This is a genomic window from Candidatus Accumulibacter sp. ACC012, assembly GCF_907163155.1.
GTDB classification, from domain to species: Bacteria; Pseudomonadota; Gammaproteobacteria; order Burkholderiales; family Rhodocyclaceae; genus Accumulibacter; species Accumulibacter delftensis.
Genome location: NZ_CAJQUC010000021.1, coordinates 35,284 through 48,527, shown reverse-complemented (window position 1 = coordinate 48,527; position 13,244 = coordinate 35,284). Strand labels below are relative to the sequence as shown.

Annotated in this window: 11 protein-coding genes and 4 pseudogenes; 2 read left to right on the top strand and 13 right to left on the bottom strand. The window is 60.1% G+C overall.

Annotated elements, in window-relative coordinates; translation table 11 throughout:
- Positions 1 to 24: 24 nt before the first annotated feature.
- From QZ648_RS20135 to QZ648_RS20090, 11 genes and pseudogenes are all read right to left on the bottom strand, one after another.
- A complete protein-coding gene (locus tag QZ648_RS20135) occupies positions 25 to 210 on the bottom strand; it encodes a hypothetical protein (RefSeq protein ID WP_291998103.1) in 186 nt (61 codons plus the stop codon).
- Between the two features lie 277 nt (positions 211 to 487).
- Positions 488 to 541, bottom strand: a pseudogene (locus QZ648_RS25160) (hypothetical protein); the annotation flags it as partial.
- A gap of 414 nt (positions 542 to 955) precedes the next feature.
- The gene (locus QZ648_RS20130) at positions 956 to 2,188 is read right to left on the bottom strand and encodes a hypothetical protein (RefSeq protein ID WP_291998102.1); all 1,233 of its coding nucleotides are present in this window, start codon (positions 2,186 to 2,188) and stop codon (positions 956 to 958) included.
- A complete protein-coding gene (locus QZ648_RS20125; protein WP_291998101.1) occupies positions 2,185 to 2,337 on the bottom strand; it encodes a dTDP-4-dehydrorhamnose 3,5-epimerase family protein in 153 nt (50 codons plus the stop codon). The genes QZ648_RS20130 and QZ648_RS20125 overlap by 4 nt, the downstream gene beginning before the upstream one ends.
- Positions 2,337 to 2,660: pseudogene (locus QZ648_RS20120) on the bottom strand (sugar phosphate nucleotidyltransferase); the annotation flags it as partial. The gene QZ648_RS20125 and the pseudogene QZ648_RS20120, both read right to left, overlap by 1 nt.
- Before the next feature lie 26 nt (positions 2,661 to 2,686).
- A pseudogene (locus QZ648_RS20115) lies at positions 2,687 to 3,747 on the bottom strand (GDP-mannose 4,6-dehydratase).
- 48 nt (positions 3,748 to 3,795) lie between these two features.
- Complete coding sequence (locus QZ648_RS20110; protein ID WP_291998179.1) at positions 3,796 to 4,890, bottom strand: DegT/DnrJ/EryC1/StrS family aminotransferase; 1,095 nt, start codon at positions 4,888 to 4,890, stop codon at positions 3,796 to 3,798.
- A 65-nt stretch (positions 4,891 to 4,955) separates the two neighbouring features.
- Positions 4,956 to 5,201 carry a hypothetical protein gene (locus QZ648_RS20105; protein ID WP_291998100.1) on the bottom strand — a complete coding sequence of 82 codons (246 nt, stop codon included), beginning with the start codon at positions 5,199 to 5,201 and terminating at the stop codon, positions 4,956 to 4,958.
- A 414-nt stretch (positions 5,202 to 5,615) separates the two neighbouring features.
- The gene (locus QZ648_RS20100) at positions 5,616 to 5,771 is read right to left on the bottom strand and encodes an FAD-dependent oxidoreductase (RefSeq protein ID WP_291998099.1); all 156 of its coding nucleotides are present in this window, start codon (positions 5,769 to 5,771) and stop codon (positions 5,616 to 5,618) included.
- On the bottom strand, positions 5,768 to 6,343 hold the full coding sequence (locus QZ648_RS20095) for an acyltransferase (RefSeq protein ID WP_291998098.1): 576 nt from the start codon (positions 6,341 to 6,343) through the stop codon (positions 5,768 to 5,770). The genes QZ648_RS20100 and QZ648_RS20095 overlap by 4 nt, the downstream gene beginning before the upstream one ends.
- A gap of 1 nt (position 6,344) precedes the next feature.
- Positions 6,345 to 7,403 (bottom strand): Gfo/Idh/MocA family oxidoreductase, encoded by a 1,059-nt coding sequence (locus QZ648_RS20090; RefSeq protein ID WP_291998097.1) that lies wholly within the window; start codon positions 7,401 to 7,403, stop codon positions 6,345 to 6,347.
- Between the two features lie 446 nt (positions 7,404 to 7,849).
- Between QZ648_RS20090 and QZ648_RS20085 the strand changes: the two genes are divergently transcribed.
- Positions 7,850 to 8,239: a hypothetical protein gene (locus QZ648_RS20085; RefSeq protein ID WP_291998096.1), complete on the top strand. Its 390-nt coding sequence runs from the start codon at positions 7,850 to 7,852 to the stop codon at positions 8,237 to 8,239.
- Here QZ648_RS20085 and QZ648_RS20080 read toward each other — a convergent pair.
- A pseudogene (locus QZ648_RS20080) lies at positions 8,195 to 9,237 on the bottom strand (IS630 family transposase). The gene QZ648_RS20085 and the pseudogene QZ648_RS20080 overlap by 45 nt on opposite strands.
- 112 nt (positions 9,238 to 9,349) lie before the next feature.
- On the opposite strand from QZ648_RS20080, the gene QZ648_RS20075 reads away from it, so the two are divergent.
- Positions 9,350 to 11,329 (top strand): IS4 family transposase, encoded by a 1,980-nt coding sequence (locus QZ648_RS20075; protein WP_366144207.1) that lies wholly within the window; start codon positions 9,350 to 9,352, stop codon positions 11,327 to 11,329.
- 168 nt (positions 11,330 to 11,497) lie between these two features.
- Here QZ648_RS20075 and QZ648_RS20070 read toward each other — a convergent pair whose 3' ends face one another.
- Positions 11,498 to 12,826: a transposase family protein gene (locus QZ648_RS20070; RefSeq protein ID WP_291998094.1), complete on the bottom strand. Its 1,329-nt coding sequence runs from the start codon at positions 12,824 to 12,826 to the stop codon at positions 11,498 to 11,500.
- Positions 12,827 to 13,244: the final 418 nt, after the last annotated feature.

Below are 13,244 nucleotides of genomic sequence, written 5' to 3'. Positions count from 1 at the left end.
GTCTTGAAGTCCCGCTTGAAATATTCATTGGGATTGATCTCTGGCGAGCAGGACGGAACATAAAAGACTTCGATTCGACCCTTCCTCCACCAGCCACGCGCTGACCAAACTGGCATAGTGCACCTTCAGGCTGTCGAGAAACAGGAACACTTTCTGACGGCTGTCGGCAATCAGCCTTTCCATGAAACCGATGGACAGGTCGGTGTTCATGGCTGCCCCAGCGAACTCGAAGCGCGCCCCTCCTGGTTGCTGATGGCGGAATCCATCGCCAGGACATGGCGTGCTTGCCCGGTGCCGCCAGAGCGGACCCCTGTCCGGTCGGTGCAGAGCTGCGTAGCCAGTGCCCGTCTTCTGCCACCGCCGTTTCACCCCCCCAGCAAACGACAGCGCCTTCCGCCTTAGTCCCGGCAGCGTTCGTCGGGTAGATGTCGTTGAGCCATTGCTCGACCCCGAACGGACTCTGTTCCAGCGCCCGCCTCATCGGCTGCAGCGGGGCGTAGCGCAAGTGCAGCATGTATTCACCCACCGTACGAATCGGCATCTCGATGTTGAACAGCACCTTGACCAACCGCATTACAGCCCAGCGGCTCCACAATCCAAACGGCAAAGTCAGTTGCTTGGGGTTCTCGCCGACGATAACCGAGCGCAACTGCCATTCCTTGGCCAGAGCCGGCGCCCATCCCGACAGGTATCGGCGAACGCACACCTTCGACTTCAGGCCGCTCATGCCCTCCATTGAATAGCGCTTGTACCACCCGATGACCGTACTCAAATACACGCCAACCACCCTTGTGACTTCCTTTCAGGGCAATTTCAGTTCTTCATGGAGCCGAATTGCCTGCCGACGAATTGCGTCTTGGGCAGGGCGGGGTAGTTTTCGATCATCGAACTTCTTCATGTACAGCATTATATCGCATATCTGCCATTTGCTTACATGGTTAATAACCCAGGTTTGCTACAGCAATTGTCCCTTGCTGAGTCGATATGAGAACCCCAAATAGACAACATACAAGGCTGCAGCACCAAGACTGTACGCCTTAACGGCCATGCCAAGTGGCTGCAACAACATGAAAGTCGCCATGGTGACTCCAAAAAGCGCCAGTTGCCACAAAAGGTCAATATGCTGCTTCTGCGAGACGTAGACGATGTAACTAAGCGGACTGGCAACAAAGCCCATCATGTATCGCGGAAGTAGCCAAAGAGCCATCGCCCCTGCTCCAATCCAAAGCTCACCAAACGCCACTCCAAACAGGAATTCCACACCAAAAGACAAGACAACAGACAGCACAACCGCAACGCCCGTCAGAAGCTTGAACGTGCGAACGTATTCAGCCCTGCACTCGCCTCGCGTTCGAAACGCATCCGCCGAATGCCTCTTGAATACATCCAGAACCGCAAAAGCCAAAATGGTTATCGGGGCTCCCATCATCCGCATAGCCATCGCCAGAAGCCCCGCAGAATCAGCGCCAAAGCGCGCTGCAACGATCACAATCGGCAATTGTGCAGCAGCGACACTCATTGCATCCGCCGGTAATGAGAACTTTGGAAAGTTCCTCTGTCGATACCATAACGCCTTTGCGTTGGTTATCAATTGCACCCATCGAATTCTACCCAGAGGCATAAGCGTGACCGCGGCCGCAAGCGCAACTGCCAAGCCAAAGCAGTATGCCGCGCCAAGTCCAAGCGACGTTGGGACCAATTCACCTGCGGCAACTTGCAGGCCAGTAACACTAACCGCCTGTGAAATCCGCATGAGGGAAAGTCTGCGATACATCCCCTCGGCGGCTGCCCATGCTTGATACGTCTGGACTGCAGCAACAAGAGACGCTGCCGGCACGAATAGCCAGATCAATACACCAGAAAATCTCTCAAAGTAATCCAGGCGGACCAGCAACAAGATAGCCACAATGACCAAAGGCAGCAGGGACATTACCACGATGGTGTAGAGCGTTGAGACAACTGCGTCTTTCCGAGGCTGACCATCAGGCTCGATCGCAAGACATGCCTCAAGCCGGGCGGTCACAACCACGGACATGAATAGAACCACGCCAAGCCATGCCGAATAGGCACCGAATTCCGCTGGCGCGTACTGCCGGGCAAGTACCAATGCCCCGACTATCGGCACCGCCTGCGCCATGATGCTACCAGTCAGCACCGAAGCCACATTTCGGATAAATACCGACTTCAAGTGTGTTCCTGCTCACGGTCGACATTGCATCCCGTTGCTCTAGTGAATGCGGCCAGGCTGAGGCTTTCGAAGAAGAAGCCACGACCATCCCCGAAGACTTTCGCTTCGAGGACGATCACGTCGGGAATGGTCGTGGAGGTCGCTTCCATCAGAAGGCCCTTTCCCCGAGCAGGCTGCACAGGTGATGGCCATAGCCCGTCCTGGCTAGTGCTTGGGCGATTGCTTTGAGTTGCTCCGGACTGATCCGGCCCTGGCGGAAGGAGATTTCTTCGGGACAGGCGACCTTGAGGCCCTGGTGTTTTTCGATGGTGGCAATGAACTGGTCGGCTTGGAGCAGACCGTCGTGGGTGCCGGTATCAAGCCAGGCATAGCCGCGGCCCATGATTTCGACACTAAGCGTGCCTTGTTCGAGGTAGAGGCGATTAAGATCCGTGATTTTTAGCTCTGCTCGGGCCGAGGGTTTCAGGTTGCGGTCGAGTGAGAGGCCTTTGCGACGCCTCACTTTACCTCTCCGTACTGCTTGCCGACCCAGTGCTTGTACGCGCCGCTGGTGACGTTGCCGACCCAGGCTTGGTCGACGAGGGCCCACCGTACGGTCTTGCGAATCCCGGTTTCGAAGGTCTCAGCCGGTTTCCAGCCGTGCTCGTGTTCGATCTTTGAGGCGTCAATGGCGTAGCGACGGCCGTGGCCGGGGGGCGGCCGGTCCTTGATGTAGGTGATCTGCTCCTTGCACGGCTTCCCGTCGGCACGCGGGGCCAGCTCGTCGAGCATGGCGCAGAAGGCGTGGACGACGTCGAGGTTGGGCTTCTCGTTCCCGCTGGCGACTGTGTAGACCTCGCCCACCCTGCCCGCTTCGAGGACTCGGCGGATGGCGCTGCAATGGTCTTTCATTTAGAGCCAATCGCGGATTTTCTGGCCGTCGCCGTAGATGGGCAAGGGCTTGTCAGGGCCGGGGCATCGTGGATGACCAGCGGGGTGAGCTTTCCCGGAAAGTGGAAGGAGCCGCAGTTGTTGGAGCTGTTGGTGGTGAGCACCGGCAGGCCGTCGGTGTGGTGGTAGGCGCGCGCCAGGTGGCCGCTGGCAGGCCTGTTGGGTTCGTAGCGGTGGGTCTTGGAGACGGCGGACTCACCCGCTTCCAGCGAGCCATAGACTTCGTCGTTGGAGACGTGGAGGAAGCGGAAGTTGTCCTTCGCCTCGCTATCGAGGCCGTTCCTGTGGGCGCGCACCGCTTCGGGCAGGCAGAAAGTGCCAACGATGCTCGTCTGGATGAGATCTTCCGGGCCATGGATGCTGCGTTCGACGCGCGATTCGGCGGCAAAACTGACCGCGGGACGGAATTGGTGCTCGGCAAGCCCCATGGCGACGAGGTCCACGTCGCCGATGTCTCCCTTGACGACGCCGTGGGGCGAACTGCCCTGGAGGCTGGCGACCTTATCGAGGTAGCTGGCGCAGGAGGTCAGCGCGTCGAGGTTGATGACCGGCTTATCCGATTCGACCGGCCAATCGAGGACGAAATTGCTGCCGATCAGGCTGGCGCCGCCTGTGACGATGATGGTCATGGTTATAGACTTAGATAAGCTTGCAATACCGGCGAGAAAAATAGAGCCCTAAAGTTTCAAGGCTGCCTCAAGGGCACTAACAATCTGACTCTGGTCGCCTTGGGTGATATCCGCGCTCATCGGCAAACTCATCACGCGCCCTGACATTGATTCGGCGACCGGTACGCCACCATGCACCCGGCAAAGGGCTTTGTATGCTGGCTGCAAATGTAGCGGCACAGGGTAGTGCACTGCAGTGGGCACCCCTGCGGCCTTGAGTTGCTCCTCTATTTGCTTGCGGCTGTCGACGAAGACTGTGAATTGCGCGAAGACGCTGGTCCGGCCCGAACGCTGAGTGACGGTTTGCACCTTGCCGGCAAGCAGCGCATTGTAGCGGCCGCCAAGCTTCAGGCGCCGCTCAACTTCCCCGTCGAATCTTTCCAGCTTGGCCAACACGACAGCACACTGCAGGGTATCCATCCGGCCACCCACGCCGATGCGCGTATGCACGTACCGCTTCTCCTGCCCATGCACGCGAATCTCGCGCATCGCCCTGGCCAGACCATCGTCGCTGGTGAAGATCGCCCCACCATCGCCGTAGCAGCCCAACGGCTTGCTGGGAAAGAAGCTGGTACAGCCAATCGTGGACAGGTTGCAGCTCTTCTCGCCCTTGTATTCGGCCCCAAAGCTCTGGGCGGCATCTTCGATGACCGTCAGGCCATGCCTGGCGGCGATGGCGTTGATTTCTTCCATGTCCGCGGGTTGACCGTAGAGGCTCACCGGCATGATGGCGCGGGTCCTGGGGGTGAGCGCGGCTTCGATCTTGCTGGCGTCGATGTTGCAGGTATCCGATTCGATATCGACGAAGACCGGAGTGGCGCCCACCAGGGCGATAACTTCGGCAGTAGCGACGAAAGTGAACGGGGTGGTGATAACCTCGTCACCCGGCTTGATATCGAGAGCCATCAGGGCAATCAGAAGCGCCTCGGTACCGGAGGCTACGGTGATGCAGTACCTGGCGCCTGTGTACTCGGCGAGCTTCGATTCGAGTTCCGCGACCTCCGGACCCATGATGTACTGCCCGTGGTCAAGTACCTTGTGGATACGCGCATCAATGGAACTCTTGAGCGCCTGATACTGGGCCTTCAGGTCGATGAACTGTATTGCCATGTCCCACCTCAATGCTGCGATTTCGTGACGACGGCTTCGACAAGCGCCCGCGAGGTGGTCTACGTGCCACCAAGGACGTTGATCAGCCTGCCCTGACGCTCGACGACCGATTCCCGACTAGCTGCGGAAAAATCGATTTTGCTGGCGACAATCGGCCGGATGCCTGAAAAGCGACTGATTATATCCTGCAGCGCTATCTTTCTACAAAAATAGCGGTTGTAATTGGCAATCAGGTAAGCGATTTGCTCATCGCTTGGCGCACACTGATCGGGGTTCTCCTGACTGACTTCGGTCGTAACATGCACTGAACACGCCACTGGAAAGCTCTCCAGTCACCGGATCAACCGTGAGCACGGGGCTCCGCTCGTGAAATCTGGCACCCGATTCTCTGGCCTTTTCTGCTGCCCACAGGCCAAGCAGGTAGTCATCCATTCGGGCACCCCAGTATCCGTAAGCACCGAGCAACTGTTCGCGCCGCAAGCCCGGAAAGCGGACGGCCACGTCGGCGGCACCGTACCAACCGCCACACGGCAAGCCGGATCCGGTTGCCAGGAGGTTGCAGAGCCTGAGGCCTGCCCCGACCAACCACTTTGTTTGCTCACCGTTGCGGCGAATCGGGATAAGCCACTCCAGGGGCTGAACCAGTTGCGGCGCCTGCCTGATCCACCAGGAGCGCTCCGGGAGTTCCTCGCGAATCAGCCCCAGAGGCCATGTTCAAGCTAACGCAAGCCGCCGTGCAGCATCCTGGTAGAGGCCGGACTGGTAGCGGACATCAACTGGCCTTTCTTGTAAAGATCGACGGAATCGCCGCGCCGGGCAAAGGCCCAGGCGGTCATGACGCCGTTGATCCCGCCGCCGCTAACTGCAGCCTTCATTCGACCGCCAGCATCGTCCCCGTCAGCTTGTAGGTCTTGCCGGTGTTCGGGCATTGCACGGAGGTGTCGCCCTCGAGCGGCAGGTCTAGCCGTTCGCCATGCTCGCTCATCCATCCGATCTGTCGGGATGGCACACCCGCCATCAGGGCGTAGGGCTTGACGTCGCGATTGATTACCGCACCGGCGGCGATAAAGGCGAACTCGCCGATGGTGACACCACAAACGATCGTGGAATTGGCACCCAGAGTCGCCCCCTTCTTGACCTTGGTCGCCCGGTACTCATCCTTGCGACTGACCGCCGAGCGCGGGTTGTAGACGTTGGTGAAAACCATGCTCGGGCCGCAGAAGACGTCGTCCTCAAGATGCACACCATCGTAGATCGAAACGTTATTCTGCACCTTGGAGTTGTTGCCGATGGTGACGTCGTTGCCGACGAACACGTTCTGGCCGAAGGAACAATCTTTGCCGATGCGCGCACCACCGCAGATATGGGCAAAATGCCAGACGCGGCTGCCGTCGCCGATGACGGCGCCCGCGTCCACGATCGCGGAGGGATGGATGGTGACCGCCATGTCAGTAATCCAGCGGCAAGGCAACGCGCTTGCCGTCTCGAGCCGAAAGATACGCAGCGATGAGCACCTCCAGTGACTTCAGGCCTTCGCGGCCATCCGTTTCCGGCTCCGCCTCGCCGCGCATCACCTTTATTACATTGTCGTAATAGAGCGGATGCCCAAAACCGTAGACGGAAGTGGTTGCGTAGTTGGCCGAGGCAATTTGCTCGTCTTCGGACAGCTTTTCGGCGAACTCCCAGTGCTGGATCTCGTTGACCGCAACGCCGCCCACACGCACTGTGCCTTTCTCGCCAAGAATCGTGATGCTGCCTTCCAGGTTCTTCGGGTAGGTCAGCATGGTGACATTCATCGAACCCAGTGCGCCGGACCGCCAGCGAACGCTGAGCACACCGCTGTCCTCGACCTCTATGTTGCGCTCCAGCGTGGAAGTATAGGCCTGCATGCTTTCGATCGGGCCGATCAACCAGTCGAGCAGGTCTACGTAGTGGCTAGCCTGGTTCATGAAGGCTCCGCCGTCGAACTCCCAGGTGCCGCGCCACCTGGCGCTGTCGTAATACTCCTGCGGCCGCGTCCAGAACACATTGATGTTGACCATATAGATGCGGCCAAAACGCTTCTGCTCGACCGCACGCTTGAGCAATTGCAGCGTCGCGTTGCGCCTGTTCTGCTTGACGACGAAGAGGCGCACACCGTTGTCGTCGCAAGCCTTGACCATGCGCAGACCGTCGTGCCAGCGCGTTGCCATCGGTTTCTCGGTCATGACGTGACGCCCTGACAGCGCGATTTCGATCGTCTCCTCGGGATGCAAACCACTCGGCGTCGACAGGACGACGATGTCCGAGGTCGTCGACTTCAGCATTTCCGTCAGGCTGTCATGCCCTTTGGCGCCGGTACGCTGGACGGCCTTGTCGAGCGCGTTGCGGTCAACGTCACAAACATCGACGATTTCGATGTGCTCGGCGTGCTGCTCCATGGCGCCAAAATGATTGGCCGCGATGCGTCCGCAACCGACAAGCGCCATTCGGATCCTGCGACCGGTAATCGTGGGGTAGTTACGCATTTCGTCCTCTGACAGGCGGAATAGGATAAAGCCGACGTCAGCCTCGACAGGGCAATCCAAAAAATATTTGAGGTCGGCCAATGCCGATTTCTTGTCGCGGCGCGGCGAGCGCCATTTCGAGAGTGCTTCGTGCCTGAATTCCTTGTGACCAATGGCAACCCCACCGCATCAGTCGAATACGCAGCATGAGCGGATCCGGGCGGTACACCCCATCCGTCGGCAATCCATTCACCATGCCGCGCACGTCGGCATTGTACTTGCATTTGAGCATCAGACAAAGAAAGCCGCCTACTGAACAGCGCTGACGCATGACCCTGCTGAACCGGCCCTGTTTGCCGGCAGCGCCTACTTTCGCCGCCGAGGCGGGCAGTTCGCGGTTGGCTAGCGCTGCCCCTGCCCCACAATAAGTGCTGAACTTTTCTAGGCGGGCCGGCCATCCTGACGGGATGGAAAAACAACATCAGATCAAACGAACGCTGGCCCAAGCGGATTCGATCGAAACGATCTGCAAGCTTCTGGGCAACTTTGGTCATTCTACGCGTTCGGCGTTTGTTGGCGAGGTGTGCGAGCAGTTCGGCTTTGTTGACGGGCGAGGGAAACCACAAGCCGCTAGCTGTATAAAGGCGCTGCTGGAATTGGAACGTGGCGGTCATTTTGTGCTTCCCACCGCACGGCCTCGGGTGTCGGTCGAAGGCCGCCGACCGCGGCGCCTGGGACAACCGGTCGAGGCGCCAAACGGCGTACCAGCACAAGCGGAGGCGGTCCAGGAACTGACGCTATACCGTGAGCGGTCACGATTGAATCTTCTGGAAGGTTTGGAAGTTCAAGGTCAATAGAGACTGTAGCGCCTTGGCGTGGATGGTATGGGTATCTTGCAAGCAGCGTTCGATGGCGGTAGTGAAGGAATGGAAGTCGGGGTAGTACTTGGCGTAGAGGCACTGCTTTTTGACGAACTTCCACAAACGCTCGATGAGGTTCAAATTCGGGGAGTAGGTCGGCAAAAAGAGCAACTCGATCTTCAGTTGGTCGGCGCAGGTTTGCACCAACGCACAACGCTGATAACGGGCGTTGTCGAGTACGACCGTAATGGGCAGCGTGGGCCGCAAGGAGGCCAGTTTCTCCAGCAAGGCGCACACGCTGAGCGAATTGATGTAGGCGGAATTGACGACGGTAATGACCTCTTTGGTCACGGCATCGATGGCACCCAACACGTTGAAGCGCTGTCTCCCCGAGGGCGCCCTGATCCAGACCCGAGCCAGGCACCACACCGCCGACATGAAGGCTCCCAAGACAAAGTGCGCCGCGTCTACGAAGAACACGGCACGTTGGCCCTCTTGGGCTTCCGCCAAACGCGGTTCAAGGTGTTTTTTTTAAACGCTTCCTGGACCTCCGGATCCGCCTTGGCCGGCAGGGTGCCGGTCTTCAGGCGCTTCATTCCGCACTTCTCTTTCAGGAAAAGGCGCACCTGCGTCGGCGAGCGGCTCAAGCCTGTAAGCTTTCTGATCGCATCAACTGCCTCATTGATCGAAGCCGGCGGATGGGCTAGAAAATAACCCGCTATCGTATCCTGATGCGCCACCAGTTCGCTCTGCGGCTGACGAAAATGCAGTTCCTTCAGCCCTGCGACGCCGCCCTCCGCATACTGCTGGAGGTAAGTGCGAAGCGTCTTGCCGCTCACGCCCGCGAACCGCGCAATTTCTTGGTGCGCAAGCCCCTGGCTTTTCAACCACAGCGCTTCCATCTTGCGTCGCACGTGCGGATGCGAATGGTGAAAGCGCTCGTGTTCCAAGGCTTCCGCCTCCGCCTCCGCCTGGGTAAATGTCAGTCTCAGCATCGCAGCCTGTCCACGCAGAAAGCAATGCCGTAATTCTACAGCCTGTTACACCAAATAGTTAAAGTCGTTTGTGACCTATCTTGGTATACTCCCGGTTGAAACGGTCGATCAGATGCGGCTGTGGAACGAACTGATGCTGAGCGAACATCCGCAGGGAGCCGGACCATTGGTCGGCGCACAGATGCGTTATCTGATTGGCTCGGCGCATGGTTGGCTGGGCGGTCTGGGATTCGGCGCCGCCGCCCTGCAACTGGCGGATCGGGACCGCTGGATGGGCTGGGACGCGGCGACGCGTCGGCAACACTTGCACCGGGTGGTAGGCATGAGCCGCTTTCTGATTCGGCCGTCAGTCGCTTGTCACAACCTGGCCTCGCGTGTGCTGGGCATGGTTCTTCGTCGCCTGGGCGGGGATTTCCAAAGGCAATACGGGTATCAACCCTGGCTGGTCGAAAGCTTTGTCGACAGCGCGCATTTTGCCGGAACCTGTTATCGGGCGGCGAACTGGGAGGCCATCGGGCAAACCCGAGGTCGAGGCCGCCAAGACCGCGCGCATCAGAAGAACAAGACGGTCAAAGCGATCTACGCCTATCCCTTGGCGTCGGACTGGCGCAACCGATTGGGGCTTGCCGAACCGATCGGCCTACCGGCGCTGACGATCGCCGAGGGCCTGGAGGGCAACGCGTGGGCGGCGCAGGAGTTTGCCGGGGCCGCACTGGGGGATGAGCGGCTCAGCCAGCGCCTGGTCGATAGTGCCTGCACGCTGGCGGCGATGCCCGGACGCGCGTTCTCCGGCGCGGCACAAGGCGACCGCGCCGCGGTCAAGGGGCACTACCGGCTGATCGACCAAGCCGCTGACTCGGCTGTCACCCTTGAAGCGATTTTGGCACCGCACCGCCAACGGACCCTGCAGCGGATGAAAGCACAGGCGACGGTCCTGTGCATTCAGGATGGCAGCGACCTCAATTATTCCGGACTCGCGCAATGCGCGGGCTTGGGGGTGATCGGGAGCAATCAGACCGGTGCCCAGAGTCGGGGGCTGCACCTGCATTCGACCCTGGTCGTGAGCACCGACGGCCTGCCGCTCGGCGTCCTGGCGGCGCAGTGCTCGGCGCCGATCGCCAAGGTGAAGAACGAGCCGCAGGGGGCGACGCCTCCCGTGCCGATTGAAGAAAAGAAGACCTTCGCCTGGATTGAGGGCTTGCGCACGTGCAGCCAACAGGCCAAAGAGCTCCCCACGACACGCCAGATCTGCGTCATGGATCGCGAGGCCGATTTCTTTGAACTCTTCGACGAGCAGCGCCAACGCGCCCGCGTCGATCTCTTGATCCGAGCCCAGCATGACCGCTGCACTGGCGAGGCCCTACGTCTCTTCGAGTCGGCCAGACAAAGCCCTGTGCAGGGCCGCTTGAATATCACGGTACCTCGGCAAAGTGCCCGAGCGAAGAAAAGCAAGCAGAAGGCCCGTGCGCCGCGAAAGCAGCGTTGTGCGGCGGTCGCCTTGCGCTATCGGCGTGTCGATCTACCGCCACCACTCGCGCACAAGGATAAGGCGCCGATCACGCTGTGGGTCGTGCACGTGCGCGAAACCGCTCCGCCAGCGGATGCCAAGGCGCTTGAGTGGTTTCTGCTGACGACGCGCGAAATCACGACCGTCGAGCAGGCACAGGAGTGTCTGCGTTGGTACTGCCTGCGCTGGCGCATTGAAGACTGGCATCGCGTCCTGAAGAGCGGTTGCCGCGTCGAAGCCTTGGCACACCGAAGTACCGAGCGACTGCAACGCGCCATCGCCATCCATCTGGTGATTGCTTGGCGGATCATGTTGATGACCCTGCTCGGCAGAGAATGTCCCGGGCTTCCCCCTGACGTTCTCTTCTCCGAGCTCGAAATCAAGGTGCTCGATGCCTATGCAAAAAAAAAAAGACTGCCTCAGCCCAAACATCTGGGTGATGCCGTGCGCCTCGTCGCTCGCCTGGGTGGCTACCTCGGCCGTGCCAACGATCCGCCCCCAGGACACCAAATCATGTGGCACGGCTATGCCCAGCTTCAGACTCTGTGCGAAGGCTTTTGTCTCAACACGAAAAACTCGTGTTAGTTGAAGATGTGGGGCAAGGGCAGGGCTAGCGGCGAAGGACGGGGGGCATGGAGTCAGTCAGGAGGATGTCGAAAGGTTTTTTAGACTCCGTTACGATCGCCAGGCGAGCCTTTCCCGACGCGGAGTACGCCGGGCTTGAGAAGAGGTCTTGAGCGGGTGCGGGCAAGGTTATTCGAGTTGCAGCAGGAACGGTTCGGCGAGGAGTAGGCGGATGCGTGCTGGGTCGAGCCAGGGGGCGGCGCAGGAGCTTCGGATGAAGGCGATGGCACCGCGCACGCCGAGTTGCTGATAGAGATCGCGTAGCTGTCGGGTGAAGCGTGCCAGGGTATTGAACACATGCGCCAGGCGCATGAGGAGGTGATAGCCTTTCATGGCATTCCAGTCGAGGGCAAAGGCATGCTCGTAGTGGTAGCCCTGATGTTTTTCGACGAGGAAGCCCGCTTCGATGCCCCAGCGGTGGCGGGCGCCGAGGTTGCAGCGCTCATGGACATTGTCTTGGCTGAGCGGTTGGCTGGAGAGCCAGGCGTGGCGCGATGTTTCGGTGACGGTCCTGGCCTGTTCATCGATCTTCTCCCAGCTTTCCTCACAGACCACCAGGTTCAGCTTGAGACGCTGACGCCCGTTGGCAGCGAAGGCGTAGTCGATGTCGTTGACCCAACTGAAGTGTTGTCGGCGTCTTCCCCAACCGCGCTGCATGACTTGTGGCTTCAGGGCGTGGAGCGCGCGGAACTCCTGCCAGACCGTGGACAAATCCTTGTCCTTGAGCACGATCATGAACTGCCAGTGGGCGCGCAAGCAGCGCTGCATCACCGGCCCGTTGGCGTAGAGGCCGTCGAGCAGGAGCAGGATCGGCAGGCGGGGGAACAGCGTCTTGAGCCGGTCGCTCAAGCGCACAAAGCCGCGCAGCTCGCAGTCCTGCTTTTGCGCTTCGGGTTCGCCCAGCGCGTGTTCGAGGAACTCGCTGAGCAGTGGGATGACCAGGCCGTTGTGGAAGGCAAGGCTGGCCTCGAGGACGTAGACGAAGTACTGGGTGTGGCGGGTTTCCTCCTTGCCGACGGTGCGCTGCAGGAGTTCCTCCGCCCAGAGGGTGTCGCCGGCGACCTTCTGCGAGCCGTCGATGGCGATGGGGTAGCAGTGGTTGATCAGATAGCGGCGGAAGCTCTTGCCGCGGATCAGCCGCTTCACCAGATCGACGTGGGCCTGCTCAAGGTGGTCAAGGTCGATGTCGCGCAGCAGCCGAAACAGGGTGTCGGCGTGTGGCAGGGTATCGATCTCCGGGAACAGCAGGTGGAGGTTGGCCATGAACTGGGGACGGGATATTTCGCGGTTGGTCTCGCGCCGAGAGGAGAACTGAAAGACGAACATCAGCAAGCCGTAGAGCAGCAGCGCGGTCAGCTTGTGGCGGCGCTTCCTGGGGTCTCTCGGGTCGGGAATTTGTTCCAGCTGACCGAGCAAGGCGGGCAGCTCTTTGCGCAGGAGACGGATCTGTTTGCTCACGGCGTCCTCGCGGGCCTTTTGTTCCTCGCCGACGGTCGCGAAGGCTGAGCATCGGTTGGGCAGACAAGCGGGTGAGTGGGGGACTTGTCCACTCGCGCGCAGTTTCGCGTTCAGTGCCTTTTCCTGCCGCTTCTTCTCTGAGCGCCGCTCCTTGAGGGCGGTGCGTGTCGGGCGACGGCAGGGTTTGCTCATGGCCGGGAGTTCCCAGGGGCGGCACACAGCCGGTCGCGACAATCGGCGCTCAGCGGTTTGACCCACACCTGGCGGGGCGTGCTGTGATACGACTGGCCAGGGCGGGCCAGCCCGCGCCCGCTGGTCTCCCCGAGTAACTGCCAACCGGCGGCACGGTAACAGGTGCCGGCATGGTGACGCGGATCGACGAAGGTCTCCAGCAGCAGGGGTTAAGTCGGCCGGAGGA